Genomic DNA, 17,999 nt, shown 5'->3' with positions numbered 1-17,999 from the left:
GTATCGAACACAGGAGCAGAGCGATGAACGGTTCAGCCGGTCGCAATTCGGAAACGCGCGCCATCGTCACCGGCGGCGCGCAAGGCATCGGCTTCGCCGTCACCGAGGCGCTGGCCGATGAAGGCTGCCGCGCTTTGGCGCTGATCGGCCGCTCGCAGGAGAAGGGCGACAAGGCGGTCGCCTCGCTCAAGAAGGCCGGCGTCGACGCCATCTTCATCAGCGCCGATGTCGCCAAGGTTGCCGACTGCAAGCGCGCCGTCGACACCGCGATCGCCCATTTCGGCACTGTCAACGCGCTGGTCAACGCCGCCGCCACCTCGGCGCGCGGCTCGCTGGTCGAGACGAGCGAAGAGCTTTTCGACACCATCTTCGCGACCAATGTGCGCGGGCCCTTCTTCCTGATGCAGGGCCTGGTGGCGCATCTGCTCGAACGCAAGGCACCCGGTTCCATCGTCAACGTGCTGTCGATGTCGGCGCATGCCGGCCAGTCGTTCCTGACGCCCTATTCGACCAGCAAGGGCGCGCTGATGACGCTGACCAAGAATGTCGCCAGCTCCTATCGGAAGAACCGCATACGCTGCAACGCCGTGCTGCCTGGATGGATGGACACCGAGGGCGAGGCGATCGTGCAGAAGAAGTGGCACGACGCGCCGGACGACTGGTTGGAAAAGGCCGAGGCTTCCCAGCCTATGGGCCAGCTGGTCAAGCCCGCGCAGCTTGCCCGGCTGATCACCTATATGCTCAGCCCGCAGGCCGGCGTCATGACCGGTTCGCTGGTCGACTACGACCAGAACATAGCCGGGGTGATCGGCGAGTAGTGACAAGCGCCTCCGCTTCGACTATATGAACCGCATGATCCACCTGACCGCCACGTTCTGGTACTTTAGCTACGGCAGCTCGCTGGCGGCGGGAGGATTGCGCTCGATCTGAAGATTGCAGCATCAAAATCCGAACAGCCGCCAGACCTGGCGGCTTTTTTGTTTCAGCCGGCAGGTCTCCCAATCAGGAGCAGAAAGCCGTGTTGACCACCACAGACGATCTTCGGGTCACCGAAATCAAGGAACTGAGTACGCCGGAAGAGGTGATGCGGGAGATACCGCGCACGCTGACGGCGACGCGCACCGTTGCCGCCTCGCGCAACGCGATCCATTCTATTTTGACCGGCACGGATGACCGGCTGGTGGTCGTCGTCGGCCCCTGTTCGATCCACGACCCGGTCGCCGCCATGGATTACGCCAGCCGTCTGGCGGCGCTGCGCGAGTCCCTGGCGGACCGGCTGGAGATCGTCATGCGCGTCTATTTCGAGAAGCCGCGCACGACGGTCGGCTGGAAGGGCCTGATCAACGATCCCGACCTCGATGGCAGCTTCAACATCGACAAGGGGCTCCGTATGGCCCGCAACGTGCTCTCGGCCGTCAACAATCTCGGCCTGCCGGCGGCGACCGAATTCCTCGACATGACCACGCCGCAATACATTGCCGACCTCGTCGCCTGGGGCGCCATCGGCGCGCGCACCACCGAGAGCCAGATCCACCGCGAGCTCGCATCGGGTCTCTCCTGCCCGGTCGGCTTCAAGAACGGCACCGACGGCAATTTGCGCATCGCCGCCGAGGCGGTGAAATCCGCCGCCCAGCCGCATCATTTCATGGCGGTAACCAAGGGCGGGCGCAGCGCCATTGCGACAACCACCGGCAATGAGGATTGCCACGTCATCCTGCGCGGCGGCATTCAGCCCAATTATGACGCAGCGAGCGTCGCGGCGGCCTCGGCGGAACTCGGCCGGATCGGCGTGGCACCAAGGCTGATGATCGATGTCAGCCATGCCAACAGCTCGAAGAAGCCGGAGAACCAGCCGAAGGTGGCGGCCGACGTGGCGGGCCAGGTCGCGGCGGGCGACGAGCGCATCATCGGCGTCATGATCGAGAGCAATCTCGTCGCCGGCCGCCAAGACGTCGTGCCCGGCAAGCCGCTCCTCTATGGCCAGAGCATCACCGATGGCTGCATCGACTGGGCAACCACCGAGACCGTGCTGCACGGCCTTGCCGGCGCCGTCGAGTGGCGCCGCTCGGCGCGCCGCGCCATGCTGGACAGCCGCCAGGGAGCCGCCTGACGGCGTTTTCCCTTCTCCCCCTTGTGGGAGAAGGTGGATCGGCGCGCAGCGCCGAGACGGATGAGGGGTGCTGGAAGAAATGCAACGTCAGAATATCGAGTGATTTTAAAGGCTTGCGACATTGAAAGTCGCGATCCTTCCAACACCCCTCATCCGACCGAGCTTCGCTCGGCCACCTTCTCCCACAGAGAAGAAGGGGAGACCGATGCCGCCGTCACCGCACGTCGATCCAGCGCTGTTCCTCGAACGAGCGTGCCATCGCATGCACGGTGCGCTCGATCTCCAGGCCTTCGTCGAAGTCGATGATCCGCGCCGGCTTGCCGGCGAGCCGGGTCAGGAGTTCGCGGCATTCGATGATCTTGAGGTCGTTGAAGCCGAGGCCGTGGCCGGGCGCCGGCAGGAAGGCGTCGTAGGGCTTGTGGTGCGGCGCCACCAGAATGGTGCGGTAGCCCTGCTCGGTCGGCCGGTCGGCGGTGAGGTAGAGCTGGAATTCGTTGAACCGCTCCTGATCGTAGAGGATCGAGCCTTTGGAGCCGAAGATCTGGATGGCGATGCGGCCCTTGCGGCCCCAGGCCGAACGGTTGACCAGCAGCGTGCCGGCGACGCCGTTTTCGAGATGCATGAGCACGCTGGCGATGTCGTAGGTCTCAACGGCGCGGCGCCCGCCCGATGCCAGTTTGCGGTCGGCATAGGGCTTGGCCATGTCGCACATGACGCGACCGACACGGCCGAACAGCACATTGACCAGGGATAGCGGATGCACGGCAAAATCGTCGAGCGCGCCATAGCCGGACGCCGCCTCGTGCTTCCAGAAGAACAGCGCCTCGGGGTCGGCCATGAAATCCTCGTCCATCTCGATGCGCAGATGGTTGACCTCGCCGATGGTCTTTTCCTCGAGCAGCTGTCCGATATGGCGGATGGCAGGGTTCTGGATGTAGTTGTAGCCAAGTGCGGCCACCTTGCCGGATTTCTTCGCCGCCGCGGCCATGGCTTGCGCCTCGGCGAAGCCCGGCGCCATCGGCTTTTCGCACCACAGATGCTTGCCGGCCTCGAGGATGGCGATGGCCATTTCCGGGTGAAACTGGTTGGGCGTGGTCAGCGAGACGACATCGACCTCGGGGTCGTTGACGACGGCGCGCCAGTCGCCGGAGCCTTTGGCGAAGCCGAATTCTGCGGCGCGCCGTTTGGCGAGATCCGCATCGACCTCGCCTAGATGCACCAGCCTTGGCTTGGCGACTTCGGGAAAGACGGTGCCGACCGCGCTCCAGGCAATCGCATGGCACTTGCCCATGAAGCCCGTACCGATAAGACCGACTCCGACCATCTCTGCAATCTCCACTGCGGGGAAAAATAGTGTGGATGAATTAATCCATTTTGCTCGCAAATGGAACGTGTGACTCATTTATTATGGCCTTCTTGCACAGTCTCGCTATGATGTGCACAGAGGGGGGCGTCGACAGATGGGCTTGGGCGGAGCGACGATGGACGAAAGGGTGCCCCGCGATTTCGAGACGCTGCGGGCGACGATCCTGGAGCGGCGCCAGAGCCTGCCCAAGCGTATCGCGCAGATCGCCGCCTATGCGCTCGACAATCCCGACGATATCGCCTTCGGCACCGCCGCCAGCATCGCCGCTTCCGCCGGCGTTCAGCCATCGACCCTGATCCGTTTTGCCCAGCAGCTCGGCTTCGACGGCTTCACCAGCCTGCAGCAGGTGTTTCGCGAGCGCCTGCGCGAGCGCAATTCCTCCTATGACGAAAGGCTGGCAGCGCTGCGCGCCAAGGCCGAGGAGGGTGCCGGCCACCGGGCGATTTTCGACGGCTTCGTCGCTGCCGCCAGCACCTCGCTCAGCGACATTTCGCGCACGCTCAACGAACCGCATTTCGAAGAGGCGATCGCTCTGCTGGCCAAGGCCGAGACCATCTATGTGCTGGCCAAGCGCCGCTCCTATCCGGTCGCCTCCTACATCGCCTATGCGCTGGGCAAGCTGAAGATCCGCAACCAGCTGATCGAATCGGCCGCCGGCCTGAACGCCGAAATGGTCGGCTTTGCCACGCCCAACGACGCCGTCATCGCCATCAGTTTTTCGCCCTATGCTCCGGCGACCATCGAGGAGACGCGCGCCATCTCCGAGCAGGGCGTGCCGATCGTGGCCATAACCGACAGTTCGTTTTCGCCGCTCGCCCAGTTCGCCAAGGTCTGGTTCGAGGTCGCCGAGGCCGATTTCGCCGGCTTCCGTTCTTTGTCGGCGACGATGGCGCTGGCCATGGCGCTGACCGTCGCCGTTGGCGAAAAGCGGCGCGATACCGGCCGCAAGCGCAAAGTCTAGAGCAATTCCAGGAAAAGTGCTTCGCGGTTTTCCGTCCGGAATTGCGAAAAAACAATACTTAAATGACCTCTACGGCCGCTTCGCCTCCTGCCGCCAGGCGCGCCGCGTCGCGCGCAGGCGGCGACCCGAACTGACGGGCATACTCCCGACTGAACTGGGAAGCGCTCTCATAGCCGACGGCGAAGGCGACCTGTGCCACGTTGCCTGGCTGGGCGACCAGCAGATGGCGGGCCTCCAGCAGCCGGATCTGTTTTTGATACTGGATCGGGCTCATGGCCGTCGCCGCCCTGAAGTGTCGGTAAAATGCAGCGCTGCTCATATGGGCAATTTCGGCCAGATCTGCGACCCGGACTGGCTGATGGCAATGCGTCCGGATCCAGGCGATCGCCTGGCCGATCCGGGCCAGATGGCCATCGGCGCGCGCAAGCTGGCTAAGCTTTCCGCCTTGCGGGCCTTGCAGCAGCCGAAACAGCATCTCGCGTTCGAGCATGGCCGCCAGCACGGGGATCTCCGCTGGCCGGTCAAGCAGCCGCATCATTCGACGCAACGCATCGAGCAGCTCGTCATTGACGGGAGAGGTGGAAAAACTGTCGCCGCCGAGCGCCGGCTCGTGCTCGACGAGGAGCGCGGCGACTGCCTGCAGGTCAAGGGTGAAGCCGATGGCCAGGTAGGGACGCCCGGCGCTCGCTTCGACGATCTGGCTGATGGTCGGCGTCTCGACAGTGTAGATGAAATAGCTGGCGGGATTGTAGCGAAGGGCCCGGTCGCCGATCAGAACCGTTTTCGCGCCCTGCAGCACGAACAAGATCCCCGACCCCCACACGCCCGGCAATGGCGCCGTGGTGGCTTCGCTGCGGCCGATCGAAACGCGGGGGATCGCCGTTCTTGTTCGTCGGCCGCGCGCATGGCGGCCGGCGATATCGATCAGCTCCCGCAATACCTCGCTCATGGCGCCAGCATCGCGCATCCACACATACCGCGCAACCCGCATGAGAGGATTAGGCAAGAGCGGGAGAGGTTTCGGCGCGCGGCTTTCCCTGCGGCGGACCATCTTCAGGTCTTCGGCATGGATGGATGGAGACACGTAAATGACGATATTGAAAAGCGCTGTGGTGACCGGCGCCAACAAGGGCATCGGCCGCGAAATAGCCCGGCGGCTGGCGACGATGGGCTTCAAGGTCTGGCTCGGCGCCAGGGATGCCGAACGTGGCATGGTAGCGGCGCAGGCATTGCGCGCCGAAGGCCTGGACGTTCGATGGCTCGAGTTGGACGTCACACGGGACGAAAGCGTAGCGGTAGCCGCCAAAACCGTCGGTGCGGAAAGCGCCTGCCTTGACGTGCTGGTCAACAATGCCGGTGTCGCCATCAATTACGAGCTGCCGCCGAGCGAGCAGCATCTTGCCGATATCCGGGCCACCTATGACGTCAACGTTTTCGGACCGATCCGCGTGACCCAGGCCTTCCTGCCGCTGCTGCTTGCAGCACCGGCCGCCCGTATCGTCATGGTGAGCAGTTCCACGGGGTCCATCGGCCGCGCGCTCGACTCCGGCAGCCCGAACCGGTGGGTCAACCTGATGGGTTACGGCAGCTCCAAAACGGCCCTCAACGCCATCACCGTGGCCTTCGCCCGGGAGCTCGCCCCGCAAGGCATCAAGGTCAATGCCGCGGCGCCCGGTTACACCGCCACCGACCTGAATGGGCATAGGGGCCACCGCACCGTGCAGCAGGCGGCGGAGATCGTCATACGCCTGGCGACACTGGATGCCGATGGCCCGAATGCCGGGTTCTTCAACGACGATGGTCCGCTCCCCTGGTGATTGGAGCCAAACCCGCCTCGGACCCATCTGGTGGCACTTTCCGGCAAAGGAATGCTCATTCCATCTTGACTATGGATTGGAATTATTATTTCATATTGACGGCGCCACGCTGCCGCTCGCACGTGTACCCCAAAATGAAGTTGCTCAAGACAACAAGGCCGATGGGAGGTTCCAATGGGCGAAGCCGTGGAAGCGAGACAGACACCGCTCGACGTCATCACCATCGGCCGTGCCTCGGTCGATCTCTATGGCCAGCAGACCGGCTCGCGGCTGGAGGACATCACCTCCTTCGCCAAGTCGGTCGGCGGCTGCCCGGCCAACATTTCGGTCGGCACGGCCAGGCTCGGCCTGCGCTCGGCCCTGCTCACCCGCGTCGGCGACGAGCAGATGGGCCGTTTCATCCGCGAACAGCTCAGGCGTGAAGGCGTCTCGGTCGACGGCCTCAAGACCGACAAGGATAGGCTTACCGCGCTGGTGCTCCTGTCGGTTGAGGAGGAAGGCGTCTCGCCGATGATCTTCTATCGCTCCGACTGCGCCGACATGTCGCTGGCGGAGGAGGACATCGACGAGGCGTTTATCGCCTCGGCGCGCTCCGTCGTCGTCACCGGCACGCATTTTTCGCGGCCCAACAGCGACGCCGCGCAGCGCAAGGCAATCCGCATCATGAAAGCCAAGGGCGGCAAGGTGGTGTTCGACATCGACTACCGCCCCAATCTCTGGGGCCTCGCCGGCCATGCCGAAGGTTTTGAGCGCTATGTCAAATCCGACCGTGTCTCGGCGCAGCTGAAGACTGTGCTGCCCGATTGCGATCTCATCGTCGGCACCGAAGAGGAGATCATGATCGCGTCGGGCGCCGACGACTGCCTGAGCGCGCTGAAGACCATCCGTTCGCTGTCCAAGGCCACCATCGTGCTGAAGCGCGGCGCCATGGGCTGCATCGTCTATGACGGGCCGATCAGCGACGATCTCGAGGACGGCGTCGTCGGCAAGGGCTTCCCGATCGAGGTCTACAACGTGCTCGGCGCCGGCGATGCCTTCATGTCCGGGTTCCTGCGCGGCTGGCTCGGCGGCGAGAACCTTGCCACGGCGGCGACCTGGGCCAACGCCTGCGGCGCCTTCGCCGTGTCGCGTCTGCTTTGCGCGCCGGAGTATCCGACCTTCGAGGAGCTGCAGTTCTTCCTCAAGCACGGCAGCAAGCATCTGGCGCTGCGCAAGGACGAAGCGATCAACCACATCCATTGGGCGACGACGCGCCGGCGCGACATTCCTTCGCTGATGGCGCTGGCTTGCGACCACCGCGTCCAGCTCGAGGATGTGGCGGCAAAGGTTGGCGCCAATGTCGCGCGCATCGAGGATTTCAAGGTGCTGACGGTCAAGGCGGCCGCCAAGGTTGCCGCTGGCCGCAGCGGCTACGGCATGCTGCTCGACGAGAAATTTGGCCGCGACGCCATGTTCGAGTTCGCCCGCCATCCCTTCGCCTGGCTCGGCCGTCCCGTCGAACTGCCGGGCTCGCGGCCGCTTCGCTTCGAATTCTCGCAGGATATCGGTTCGCAACTGGTCGAATGGCCGGTCGAGCACTGCATCAAGTGCCTGTGCTTCTACCATCCCGACGATCCCGAGGCGCTGAAAACGGAGCAGCAGCAGAAGCTCCGAGCGCTGTTCGAGGCCGCGCGGAAAGTAGGCCGAGAACTTCTCGTCGAGATCATCGCCGGCAAGCACGGCAAGCTCGACGACACGACGATCCCGCGCGCGTTGGAAGAGCTTTATGCGCTCGGCATCAAGCCCGACTGGTGGAAGCTCGAGCCGCAGGCTTCGGCAAACGCCTGGGCCAAGATCGAGGCGGTGATCGTCAGGAACGATCCATGGTGCCGCGGCGTCGTGCTGCTCGGCCTGGAAGCGCCGCAGGACGAGCTCGAGGCGGCCTTCGCCGCCACCGCCAAGGCGCCCATCGTCAAAGGCTTTGCCGTCGGTCGCACCATCTTCATCAGCGCCGCAGAACAATGGCTGGCCGGCAGGATGTCGGATGACGAAGCGGTGGCCGACATGGCGTCGCGCTTCGAGCAATTGACCGAGGCATGGCTTGCCGCGCGCGGCCGCAAGGCCGCATAAGGAAGACGGAAAGCCGGAGGAAACGACATGACCAAGACCGTTCGCCTGACGATGGCGCAGGCTGTGACCCGCTTTCTGTCCCGCCAGATGACCGAGATCGACGGCAAGAAGGTTCAGATCTTCGGCGGCGTCTGGGCGATCTTCGGCCACGGCAATGTCGCCGGCATCGGCGAGGCGCTTTATCAGGTGCGCGACGAACTGCCGACCTTCCGCGCCCACAATGAGCAGGCGATGGCGCATGCGGCGATCGCCTATGCCAAGGCCAATTTCCGCCGCCGCTTCATGGCGGCGACCTCTTCGATCGGCCCCGGCGCGCTCAACATGGTGACGGCGGCAGCACTTGCGCATGTAAACAGACTGCCCGTCCTGTTTTTGCCCGGCGATGTCTTCGCCAACCGTTTGCCCGATCCGGTGCTGCAGCAGGCCGAGGATTTTTCCGACGGCACCGCGACGGTCAACGACTGCTTCCGCGCCGTCTCGCGCTATTTCGACCGCATCACCCGTCCCGAGCAGATCATCCCGGCGCTCAACCGCGCCATGCAGGTGCTGACCGATCCGGCCGAATGCGGGCCGGTGACGCTGTCGCTCTGCCAGGACGTGCAGGCCGAGGCCTATGATTATCCTGAAAACTTCTTTGCCGAACGCGTCTGGACGCCGCGCAGGGTGCGCCCCGATCGCCAGGAACTGGCGGCCGCGGTGGCAGCGCTCAAGGGTGCGAAAAAGCCGTTGGTGATCGCCGGCGGCGGCGTCCTCTATTCGCAGGCTTCCGGAGAATTGGCGAAGCTGGTGCAGGGCGCCGGCATTCCGGTCTGCGAGACGCAAGGCGGCAAGTCATCGCTCCCCGATGATCATCCGCTCAACATGGCCGCGGTCGGCGTTACCGGCACCTCCGCTGCCAACAGGCTGGCCGAGGAGGCCGATGTGGTGCTGGCCGTCGGCACCAGGCTGCAGGATTTCACCACGGGTTCCTGGGCGCTGTTCAAGAATGCCGGCCGGACCATCATCGGCCTGAACAGCCAGCCTTTCGATGCCGGCAAGCATTGGGCGCTGCCGCTGGTCGCCGACGCGGCGGAAGGCCTTGCCGAACTCGCTGCTGCGCTGAAGGGCTGGAAGGCGCCTGCCGCCTGGACCGACAATGCGATCAAGGGCAAAACGGACTGGCAGGCCGATGCCGCCAAGGTGACGGCCTCGACCAATGCCGCCTATCCGTCCGACGCGCAGGTGATCGGCGCCGTGCAGCGCACGATGGGCGCCGGCGTGACCCTGCTGCATGCCGCCGGCGGTCTGCCCGGCGAGTTGCACAAGCTCTGGCAGGCCGGCGCGCCCGGCTCCTACCATGCCGAATATGGCTTCTCGACCATGGGCTACGAGATCGCCGGCGGCCTCGGCGTCAAGATGGCCAAGCCCGACGAGGAGGTCGTCGTCATGATCGGCGACGGCTCCTATCTGATGCTCAATTCCGAGATCGCGACCTCGGTCATGCTTGGCCTCAAGCTCATCATCGTGCTGCTCGACAACCGCGGCTATGGCTGCATCAACCGGCTGCAGATGGCGACCGGCGGCGCCAACTTCAACAATCTCTTGAAGGACTCGCGCCACGAGATCCTGCCCGACATCGACTTCTCCGCGCATGCGGCTAGCCTCGGCGCCATATCCGAGAAAGTGACCTCGATCGCCGGGCTGGAAACGGCGCTTGGGAAGGCGAAACAGAACAGCAGGACCACGGTCCTGGTCATCGACACCGATCCGCTGGTCTCGACCGATGCCGGCGGCCACTGGTGGGACGTCGCCGTACCGGAAGTCTCGGCACGGCCGCAGGTGAATGCCGCGCGCAAGAAATACGAGGAAGCCTTGAACGAACGGCTGGCCTGAGCCCGCCGTTCATAAACCTTGGGGCCGCCTTGCAACGATCTGACATTGGAGTGACGACTTGAAAGCCAAACTGGGCATGTCCCCCATCGCGTGGTGGAACGACGATCTTGCGGAACTGAGCGACGACGTGTCGTTGGAGGAATGTCTGCGCCAGTCGCGTTCGGCCGGCTTCACCGGCATGGAGATGGGCCGCCGCTTCCCCAACGACCCCAAGGTGATGCTGCCGATCCTCAAGGAAGCCGACGTGACGCTCTGCGGCGGCTGGTTCTCCGGCACGCTGGTCGACGAGGAGATGGCCAGCAACAAGGATCGCATCCAGCCGATGATCGATCTGTTCAAGGCGGTGAACGCGCCTTGCATCGTCTATGGCGAGGTCGGCCGTTCCATCCAGGGCGACCGCTCGAAGCCTTTAGCCACCAAGCCAAAACTTTCGGGCGACGAGATGAAGGCCTACGCCCGGCGCCTGACCGAATTTGGCGAATGGTGCGCCGAGCAAGGCATGCCGCTGTCCTATCATCACCACATGGCGGCGGTCGTCGAGACGGAGCCGGAACTCGACGCCTTCATGCGCCATTCCGGCGAAGGCATTCCGCTGCTGCTCGATGCCGGCCATCTCGCCTTCGCCGGCGGCGATGTGCTGCGCGCCATCGACAACCACCACAAGCGCATCAACCATGTCCACGTCAAGGACGTGCGCATGGGCGTGATCGACAGTCTCGACCGCACCAGGCAGTCCTTCCTCGATGCCGTGGCGCTTGGCGCCTTCACCGTGCCGGGCGACGGCTCGCTGGATTTCGGCGCCATCGTGCAGAGGCTGGCCGACCACGGCTATGAGGGGTGGTTCGTCGTCGAGGCCGAGCAGGATCCGAAGAAGAACCCGCCGCTCAAAATGGCTGAGGTCGGCTACAAGGAGCTGATGCGAGTGATGACGGCGTCGGGCTACACGGTCGAGACGCAAGGTTTCCCCAACGCATGAACGCTGGATTTGCTGTGACCGGCGGCCTATCTGAGGTCCGGTTGGTGAAATCCGGATTGGCCCGATGAAAGATAATGAGCACCCGTTCTTCCGGCCGCTGTGGCGGCGCGTTGCCATCGTCGCGGTTTGCCTGATCTGGTCGGCAATCGAGTTCGCCTCCGGCACGCCGTTCTGGGGCGTGATCGCACTCGGTTTCGCCGGCTACGCCGTCTGGCAGTTCTTCTACCTCTACAAGCCGGCCGAAGAGGGCAAAGCACCGACCGAGCCCGAACCGAAGGAGTAACCCAGATGTCGAAGCTGCTCGTCAAAGCCAACAAGGGCCATGGCCGCGTCGCCCATGTGACGCCGAAAAATGCCGGCTGGACCTATGTCGGTTTCGATCTGCATCGACTGAAGCCCGGCGAGAGTGCGTCCGGGCAAACGAGCGATCGCGAAGTCTGCCTGGTCTTCGTCACCGGCAAGGGCAAGGCAAGCGTCGGTGGCAAGGATCTTGGCCTGCTCGGCGAACGCATGTCGCCCTTCGACGGCAAGCCGTGGTCGGTCTACATGCCCGAGGGGTCGGACTGGTCGGTCACCGCCGACACCGATCTCGAGCTTGCCGTCTGCTCGGCGCCGGGACTGGGCGGCGGCCTGCCCGTGCGCGTCATCGCGCCCGACGATCTCGGCCAGGAAGTGCGTGGCAAGGGCACCAACACGCGCTACGTCACCAACATCCTGCCGGAAGGCAAGCCGGCCGATTCGCTGCTGGTGGTCGAGGTCATCACGCCCGGCGGCCACACTTCGAGCTACCCCCCGCACAAGCACGACCAGGACAATCTGCCGGCCGAGTCCTATCTCGAGGAAACCTACTATCACCGCCTCAACCCACCGCAGGGTTTTGCCTTCCAGCGCGTCTACACCGATGCCGACACAGACGGCGGGCGCGCGCTGGACGAGGCGATGGCGATCGAGGATGGCGATGTCGTGCTGGTGCCCAAGGGCTATCACCCCTGTGCGGCCTGTCACGGCTACGACCTTTATTATCTCAACGTCATGGCCGGGCCGAAGCGCACCTGGAAGTTCCACAATGCGCCCGAGCACGAATGGCTGATGAAGGCCTGACTGGCTCCTCCAAAATCAATCGCTCCAGACAAGGACAGATTCCCAATTGTTGGGGCTATCAATTGTCGAGGTCAGCGCTGCCCCTCATCGCCCTGCCGGGCACTTCTCCCCGTATAGTGACGGGGAGAAGGAGGCTGGCCGCAACGCCGGCGCCCTTTCTGCACCGCTGACAATTGGGGAAACCGGCTATGAGAGCGCCCCTCTCCCCGTCACCATACGGGGAGAGGATGCCGGCAGGCAGGTGAGGGGCAGCGCAGACGCCCGGGAAGATTGACAGGCGAGTTCAATCTCGAAGACTGCCGGGTTTCCCAAGCACAGCCATTGGTCCAGCACGGAAAAATCGTCGGCTAATGACTTGCAGGCTCGATTTGCCATCGAAAACCCCCAAAAGCTTCGTCAATCCGTCATGCAAATCGCCTATGGCAGCGGGCTGGTGCATGTCGCCCAAAAGTGCGCAGCGGTTTTGGGACGACGACATGCAAGAAACAAAGACTTAAAGCGCGTCGCACCATCTCTTCAAACGCGTCGCGCTTTAACGAGGACTTTCTATGCGCTATGCCATCTACTTCACCCCAAGGCAGGACGAGCCGCTGGCGCGGATCGCCGCCAATTGGCTTGGCCGCGACCCGTTCGGCGCGGCGACGCGGCCGGTCGAGGCCGTCGGTGAATTGTCGGCGGCGGAAGTCGCCTTCCACACCGCCTCGGCGCGGCGCTACGGCTTCCATGCGACGCTGAAGGCGCCCTTCCGGCTGGCGCCCAACGAGACGGAAGCCTCGCTGCGCGCGGCACTCGACAGCTTCGCCGAAGCGACCATGCCGGTCACCATTCCACGCCTCGTCGTCGGCCAGATCGACGGCTTTTTCGCGCTCGTCCAGGAAGCCCCGCTGCCGGCGCTCAACCGTTTTGCGGATGACGTCGTGCTCGCCTTCGACCGCTTCCGCGCGCCGCTGACCGAGGCTGAGATCGAACGCCGCAGCCCCGATTCGCTGAAGCCGGCCGAATTCCGCAACCTGTGCCAGTGGGGCTACCCTTACGTCTTCGAGACCTTTCGCTTCCACATGACGCTGTCCGGCCGCGCCGCGTCACAGGAAAGCCCTCGTTTGCGCGCAGCGATAGACAGCCTGTTTGCGGAAGTCCTGCTGCGGCCGGTGTCGGTGGATGCGCTGACGCTGTTTGTCGAAACCGAACCGGGCGCGCCGTTCATGGTGCTTTCCCATCACGCGCTCGGGCGTCGCCCGGCCAGAAAAACTGCCTGAGATCAAGGACTGCCTGAAATGACCGCCGAGACCGTTCTCACCAACGCCCGCATCGTGCTTGCCGACGAGATCGTCGAGGGCTCGCTCGTGCTGCGCGACGGCCTGATTGCCGCCATCGATCCCGGCGCCGCCCGCACCGGCGAGGACATGGGCGGCGATTACATCATCCCCGGCCTGGTCGAGCTGCACACGGACCATCTCGAGGGCCACTACGCGCCGCGCCCGAAAGTGCGCTGGAACCCGATCGCCGCCGTGCTTGCCCATGACGCGCAGGTGGCGACCGCCGGCATCACCACCGTGCTCGATGCCTTGCGCGTCGGCATGGACGAGGACGCCGACCTGACCTCCGCCGACATCCGCAAGCTCGCCGATGCGATCGAGGATAGCGTCGAGCAGGACCGGCTGCGGGCTGATCACTTCATCCATCTGCGTTGCGAGGTTTCGGCACCCGATTGCCTCAGGGCCTTCGACAATTTCGAAACCGACGAACGGGTGAAGCTGGCTTCGCTGATGGATCATGCGCCGGGACAGCGCCAGTTCGTCAATCTTGAAACCTATGCCTATTATTACCAGCGCAAGCTGAAGCTGACGGATCGCGCCTTTCAGAAGTTCTGCGAAAAGCGGATGGCGGAATCGGCCATGAATTCCGGTCCCAACCGCGTCTTCATCGCCGCCGCCTGCCATGAGCGTGGCATCGTGCTGGCGAGCCACGACGACGCCACCTCGGGCCATGTCGAGGAGGCGATCGAGCAAGGCGTGCGCGTCGCCGAATTCCCGACCACCGAGGAAGCGGCACGAGCCTCGAAGGCGGCCGGGCTCGGCGTGCTGATGGGCGCGCCCAACGTCATGCGCGGCGCCTCGCATTCCGGCAATGTCTCGGCCCGCACGCTCGCCGGCGACGGCCTGCTCGACATTCTGTCGTCGGATTATATTCCTTTCAGTCTTATCCAGTCGGCCTTCTTCCTCGGCGACGTCGTCGAGGGCATTTCGCTGCCGCAGGCGGTGGCCATGGTGTCGAAGAACCCGGCCGAGGCGGTCGGCCTCAGCGATCGCGGCGTCATCGAACAGGGCCGGCGCGCCGACCTGGTGCGCGTGCGCGTCGACGACCATGTGCCGGTCGTCCGCACCGTCTGGCGCCAGGGACGCCGGGTCGCATGATGGTCTCGGCGTTGATCGAACGCGAACTGTCCACCGATACCTTTCCGATTCGCCACGGCGTCTTTGTCGCCGTGGTCGGACCGAGCGGCGCCGGCAAGGACACGGTCATCGGTTATGCCAAGGCGCGCTTCGCCGATGAGAGCCGGCTGGAGTTCGTGCGCCGGGTCATCACAAGGCCGAGCGATGCGGCGAGCGAGGACCACGACACGCTGGCCGACGCGGCCTTTGCCGAAGCCGAGGCCGACGGCGCCTTCGCCATAGCCTGGGAGGCGCATGGCCTGCGTTATGGCATTCCGGCCGATGTCGACTGGTCGGTCGCCAACGGCCAGGTCGCAGTCGCCAACGTGTCGCGCGGTATCATTCCGGCACTGCGCGACCGCTACGCCAATCTGGCCGTCGTCGAGATCACTGCCACGCCGGAAATCCTCGCTGAGCGGCTGGCCATGCGCGGCCGCGAATCGCGCGGCGAGGTGCTGGCCCGCCTGGCGCGCAGCACGTCCGTCGCGCTGTCCGGCCCCGATGTCACCTCGATCGACAACAGCGGCGTCCGCGAACTGGCAGGCGAGCGCTTTGCCGAAGTGCTGCGCAAGGCGATGGCGTTCTCCGACCTGTCCAGTCTTATATAGCGCTATTCCGCCGGCGCCCCCGCCACGCCCTTGCGCGTTGCGTCCAGCATCAGCCGCCTTGCCCGGAACACGCCCCATTGCTGGTCGACCAGCACGCCGATCAGGATCACCCCGCCCATCACCGCGAAATTGAGCGAGGAGGGGATGCCGAGCAGATTGACCAGGTTCTGCAATTCTTGCAGCAGCACCGTGCCGAGGATGACGCCGATCAGCGAGCCTTCGCCGCCGCGCAGCGAGAAGCCGCCGAGCACGGCCGCCGCAATGGCGTAGAGCTCGTAGAACTGGCCGTGGCTGGCCGGCGAGATCGAGCGCGTGTACATGGCGAAATAGATCGCCGACAGCGCCGTCAGCACGCCGCAGATAACGTAGGCCGCCATGACGACGCGCCCCGTGCGGATACCGGAATATTTCGCCGCTTCCTCGTTCTTGCCGATGGCGTAGAGATAGCGCCCGAACACCGAGCGGTGCAGCACCACCCACATGACGATTGAGATGACGATCAGCGCGATGAAGCTGTTCGGCACGCCATAGCTGCGGCCGGCGGTCAGGAATTCGAGGTCCGGGAAATTCTGGCCGAAGCCGAAGCCCGCCGTGCCGTCAGCGGTGTAGAAGCGCGCCACGCCGCGATAGATCAAGAGGCCGCAGAGCGTCACTACGAAGGGCTGCAGCTTCAGCCGCGTGATCAGCCAGCCATGCACCAGGCCGATGACGGCGCCGAGCGCGATGATCAGCACGAAGGCCAGCGGCCAATCCATTCCGCGCACGGCGATGAAGTCGATGAACAGCGTCCCGAGCAGTGCAACCACCGATCCAACAGACAATTCGATGCCGCCGGTGATGATGACGAAGGCCTGGCCGATCGACAGAATCCCGAACAGGCCGATCAGGTTCGATGTGTTGGCAAGGTTGATCGGCAGCAGGAAGCGCGGATTGATGATCGCCACCACCGTCCCCACCACCAGGATCAGGATCAGCAGGCCGAGATCTTTCTTGCTCATCTTTGTCCTCCCCAGCGCCCGCTAATTCGGCTTCTTGCCGACCGCGAGCAGCAGCACGTTTTCCTGGCTGAAATCGTCCTTGTCGAGAATGCCCGAGATCTGGCCCTCATGCATGACCGCGATACGGTCCGAGACGCCGATGACTTCCTCCATGTCGCTGGAGATCATCAGCACGGCGACGCCGGCATCGGCCAGCGCCCGCATCAGCCCGTAGATCTCCGCCTTGGCGCCGATGTCGATGCCGCGCGTCGGTTCGTCGAGGATCATCACTTTCGGGTTCATCGCCAGCCACTTGCCCAGCACTACCTTCTGCTGGTTGCCGCCCGACAGCGTGCCGGTGCGGGTCGCGACCGAAGGCGCCTTGATGCCGAGATTTGCTTTCTGCTTCTCGGCGGTGGCGACCTCGGCGCTGGCCGAGACCAGCGAGCGCCGTGCATGCGCCGGCAGATTGGGCAGCGAGATGTTCTGCGCGATCGAGAGATCGAGCAGGATGCCGGTCAGCTTGCGGTCCTCGGGCACCAGGAAGATGCCGCTGGCCACCGCATCCGCGGCCGAGCCGAGCGCGAGATCCTTGCCGTCAAGCTTGACACTGCCGCCGAAGCGCTCGTCGATGCCGAACAGCACCCGCGCCAGTTCGGTGCGGCCGGAGCCGACCAGGCCGGCCAGGCCGAGGATCTCTCCATGCCTGACGTCGAGATCGACCGGACGGTCGGGATAGGCGCTCGTGCGCACCGCCTTGGCGGAAAGCGCCACGCCGCCCGGCGCGCGCGCCGATTCCGCGGCCTTCTCGCGTTCCTTCAGCATGCGGCCGATCATCAGCTTGACCATCTGGTCATGGTTGATGGCGCTTTTCGGCAATGTGCCGGCCAGCATGCCGTCCCTCAGCACCACGACGCGGTCGGCGACGCGCTCGACCTCATGCAGCCGGTGCGAGATGAAGATGACGCTGATGCCTTCCGCCTTCAGCGCCTTGATGACATCGAGCAATTTGTCGGTTTCGGCGAGTGGCAGGCTGGATGTCGGCTCGTCGAGGATCACCAGCCGCGCCTTGATCGACAGCGCCTTGGCGATCTCGACCATCTGCTGCTGGGCAAGCGACAGCGACGCCACCGGCGCGTCGGCCGAGAAATTGGCGCCGACCCGCTTCAGCAGCGGCGCCACCATGATGCGCAGTTTCGCGCGGTCGACCAGCTTCAGCGGCCCGGCGCGCAGCGGCTCGCGGCCGAAGAAGATGTTGGCGGCAACATCGAGGTTTTCGAACAAATTGAGTTCCTGGTGGACGAAGGCGATGCCGGAGCTGAGGCTGGCCTCGACGGTGAGCCCGTCATGCGCGACGCCGTCGACGGTGATGGTGCCGGTGTCCGGCCTCGTCACGCCGCCGAGGATCTTCATCAGCGTCGATTTTCCGGCGCCGTTCTCGCCGACCAGGCCGATCACTTCGCCCGGCCTCACCTCCATCGAGAACCCGTCCAGTGCCACCACGCCGGGATAGGTCTTGCGCACGCTCTCCAGGCTCAGGAACGGAGCGACAGTCGATGCAACGATGGATGTGTCGGAATAATTCATCACGCCATGATTCATCGCGCTTGCCAGCAGCCGGTGAGCTACAGACTGACGGGCCCGCGAAGGCCCGTCAATACGAACGCCGG

General features: G+C 64.5%; 16 protein-coding genes. 12 read left to right on the top strand and 4 right to left on the bottom strand.

Annotation, left to right across the window (positions count from 1 at the left end; translation table 11 throughout):
• The first annotated feature begins 23 nt into the window (after positions 1-23).
• On the top strand, positions 24-818 hold the full coding sequence (locus DH08_RS05780) for an SDR family oxidoreductase (RefSeq protein WP_192178312.1): 795 nt from the start codon (positions 24-26) through the stop codon (positions 816-818).
• 200 nt (positions 819-1,018) lie between these two features.
• The gene (locus DH08_RS05775; RefSeq protein ID WP_192178311.1) at positions 1,019-2,110 is read left to right on the top strand and encodes a 3-deoxy-7-phosphoheptulonate synthase; all 1,092 of its coding nucleotides are present in this window, start codon (positions 1,019-1,021) and stop codon (positions 2,108-2,110) included.
• A 214-nt stretch (positions 2,111-2,324) separates the two neighbouring features.
• Here DH08_RS05775 and DH08_RS05770 read toward each other — a convergent pair whose 3' ends face one another.
• Entirely contained in the window at positions 2,325-3,434 is a 1,110-nt protein-coding gene (locus tag DH08_RS05770) for a Gfo/Idh/MocA family protein (protein WP_192178310.1), read from the bottom strand.
• A gap of 157 nt (positions 3,435-3,591) precedes the next feature.
• On the opposite strand from DH08_RS05770, the gene DH08_RS05765 reads away from it, so the two are divergent.
• Positions 3,592-4,437, top strand: a complete 846-nt coding sequence (locus DH08_RS05765) for a MurR/RpiR family transcriptional regulator (protein WP_192178309.1) — start codon at positions 3,592-3,594, stop codon at positions 4,435-4,437.
• A 58-nt stretch (positions 4,438-4,495) separates the two neighbouring features.
• Here the strand turns inward: DH08_RS05765 and DH08_RS05760 are convergent, their stop codons facing one another.
• Complete coding sequence (locus tag DH08_RS05760; protein WP_192178381.1) at positions 4,496-5,386, bottom strand: AraC family transcriptional regulator; 891 nt, start codon at positions 5,384-5,386, stop codon at positions 4,496-4,498.
• Between the two features lie 139 nt (positions 5,387-5,525).
• Here DH08_RS05760 and DH08_RS05755 point away from each other — a divergent pair, with 139 nt between their 5' ends.
• The 9 genes from DH08_RS05755 to phnN all read left to right on the top strand — a co-directional run bounded on the left by DH08_RS05755 (position 5,526) and on the right by phnN (position 15,352).
• Positions 5,526-6,254: an SDR family oxidoreductase gene (locus DH08_RS05755; protein ID WP_192178308.1), complete on the top strand. Its 729-nt coding sequence runs from the start codon at positions 5,526-5,528 to the stop codon at positions 6,252-6,254.
• A 174-nt stretch (positions 6,255-6,428) separates the two neighbouring features.
• Complete coding sequence (locus DH08_RS05750) at positions 6,429-8,363, top strand: bifunctional 5-dehydro-2-deoxygluconokinase/5-dehydro-2-deoxyphosphogluconate aldolase (protein ID WP_192178307.1); 1,935 nt, start codon at positions 6,429-6,431, stop codon at positions 8,361-8,363.
• Positions 8,364-8,390: 27 nt separating this feature from the next.
• Entirely contained in the window at positions 8,391-10,235 is a 1,845-nt protein-coding gene (gene iolD / locus DH08_RS05745) for a 3D-(3,5/4)-trihydroxycyclohexane-1,2-dione acylhydrolase (decyclizing) (RefSeq protein WP_192178306.1), read from the top strand.
• Between the two features lie 58 nt (positions 10,236-10,293).
• Positions 10,294-11,211: a myo-inosose-2 dehydratase gene (iolE, locus tag DH08_RS05740; protein WP_192178305.1), complete on the top strand. Its 918-nt coding sequence runs from the start codon at positions 10,294-10,296 to the stop codon at positions 11,209-11,211.
• Between the two features lie 64 nt (positions 11,212-11,275).
• Complete coding sequence (locus DH08_RS05735) at positions 11,276-11,494, top strand: DUF3329 domain-containing protein (RefSeq protein ID WP_192178304.1); 219 nt, start codon at positions 11,276-11,278, stop codon at positions 11,492-11,494.
• Between the two features lie 5 nt (positions 11,495-11,499).
• Entirely contained in the window at positions 11,500-12,312 is an 813-nt protein-coding gene (gene iolB / locus DH08_RS05730; RefSeq protein WP_192178303.1) for a 5-deoxy-glucuronate isomerase, read from the top strand.
• A 548-nt stretch (positions 12,313-12,860) separates the two neighbouring features.
• On the top strand, positions 12,861-13,568 hold the full coding sequence (locus DH08_RS05725) for a DUF1045 domain-containing protein (protein WP_192178302.1): 708 nt from the start codon (positions 12,861-12,863) through the stop codon (positions 13,566-13,568).
• Positions 13,569-13,586: 18 nt separating this feature from the next.
• Positions 13,587-14,726, top strand: coding sequence for an alpha-D-ribose 1-methylphosphonate 5-triphosphate diphosphatase (locus DH08_RS05720; protein ID WP_192178301.1), 1,140 nt, complete (start codon positions 13,587-13,589; stop codon positions 14,724-14,726).
• Positions 14,723-15,352 carry a phosphonate metabolism protein/1,5-bisphosphokinase (PRPP-forming) PhnN gene (gene phnN, locus DH08_RS05715; protein WP_192178300.1) on the top strand — a complete coding sequence of 210 codons (630 nt, stop codon included), beginning with the start codon at positions 14,723-14,725 and terminating at the stop codon, positions 15,350-15,352. The genes DH08_RS05720 and phnN overlap by 4 nt, the downstream gene beginning before the upstream one ends.
• 2 nt (positions 15,353-15,354) lie before the next feature.
• Here the strand turns inward: phnN and DH08_RS05710 are convergent, their stop codons facing one another.
• The gene (locus tag DH08_RS05710) at positions 15,355-16,350 is read right to left on the bottom strand and encodes an ABC transporter permease (RefSeq protein WP_192178299.1); all 996 of its coding nucleotides are present in this window, start codon (positions 16,348-16,350) and stop codon (positions 15,355-15,357) included.
• Positions 16,351-16,371: 21 nt separating this feature from the next.
• Entirely contained in the window at positions 16,372-17,916 is a 1,545-nt protein-coding gene (locus tag DH08_RS05705) for a sugar ABC transporter ATP-binding protein (protein WP_192178380.1), read from the bottom strand.
• Between the last annotated feature and the right edge of the window lie 83 nt (positions 17,917-17,999).

The sequence above is a fragment of the Mesorhizobium amorphae genome (assembly GCF_014843845.1).
GTDB lineage: Bacteria > Pseudomonadota > Alphaproteobacteria > Rhizobiales > Rhizobiaceae > Mesorhizobium > Mesorhizobium amorphae_A.
Note: the sequence above shows the minus strand (reverse complement) of the source record. Positions and strands in the feature narration are given on the sequence as shown.

Bases quoted from the DNA above. Each gene is read 5' to 3' on its own strand.
- DH08_RS05780 (WP_192178312.1), top strand. From the start codon at position 24: ATGAACGGTTCAGCCGGTCGCAATTCGGAAACGCGCGCCATCGTCACC.
- DH08_RS05770 (WP_192178310.1), bottom strand. From the start codon at position 3,434: ATGGTCGGAGTCGGTCTTATCGGTACGGGCTTCATGGGCAAGTGCCAT.
- DH08_RS05765 (WP_192178309.1), top strand. From the start codon at position 3,592: ATGGACGAAAGGGTGCCCCGCGATTTCGAGACGCTGCGGGCGACGATC.
- DH08_RS05760 (WP_192178381.1), bottom strand. From the start codon at position 5,386: ATGAGCGAGGTATTGCGGGAGCTGATCGATATCGCCGGCCGCCATGCG.
- DH08_RS05755 (WP_192178308.1), top strand. From the start codon at position 5,526: ATGACGATATTGAAAAGCGCTGTGGTGACCGGCGCCAACAAGGGCATC.
- DH08_RS05750 (WP_192178307.1), top strand. From the start codon at position 6,429: ATGGGCGAAGCCGTGGAAGCGAGACAGACACCGCTCGACGTCATCACC.
- iolD (WP_192178306.1), top strand. From the start codon at position 8,391: ATGACCAAGACCGTTCGCCTGACGATGGCGCAGGCTGTGACCCGCTTT.
- DH08_RS05735 (WP_192178304.1), top strand. From the start codon at position 11,276: ATGAAAGATAATGAGCACCCGTTCTTCCGGCCGCTGTGGCGGCGCGTT.
- iolB (WP_192178303.1), top strand. From the start codon at position 11,500: ATGTCGAAGCTGCTCGTCAAAGCCAACAAGGGCCATGGCCGCGTCGCC.
- DH08_RS05725 (WP_192178302.1), top strand. From the start codon at position 12,861: ATGCGCTATGCCATCTACTTCACCCCAAGGCAGGACGAGCCGCTGGCG.
- DH08_RS05720 (WP_192178301.1), top strand. From the start codon at position 13,587: ATGACCGCCGAGACCGTTCTCACCAACGCCCGCATCGTGCTTGCCGAC.
- phnN (WP_192178300.1), top strand. From the start codon at position 14,723: ATGATGGTCTCGGCGTTGATCGAACGCGAACTGTCCACCGATACCTTT.
- DH08_RS05710 (WP_192178299.1), bottom strand. From the start codon at position 16,350: ATGAGCAAGAAAGATCTCGGCCTGCTGATCCTGATCCTGGTGGTGGGG.
- DH08_RS05705 (WP_192178380.1), bottom strand. From the start codon at position 17,916: ATGAATTATTCCGACACATCCATCGTTGCATCGACTGTCGCTCCGTTC.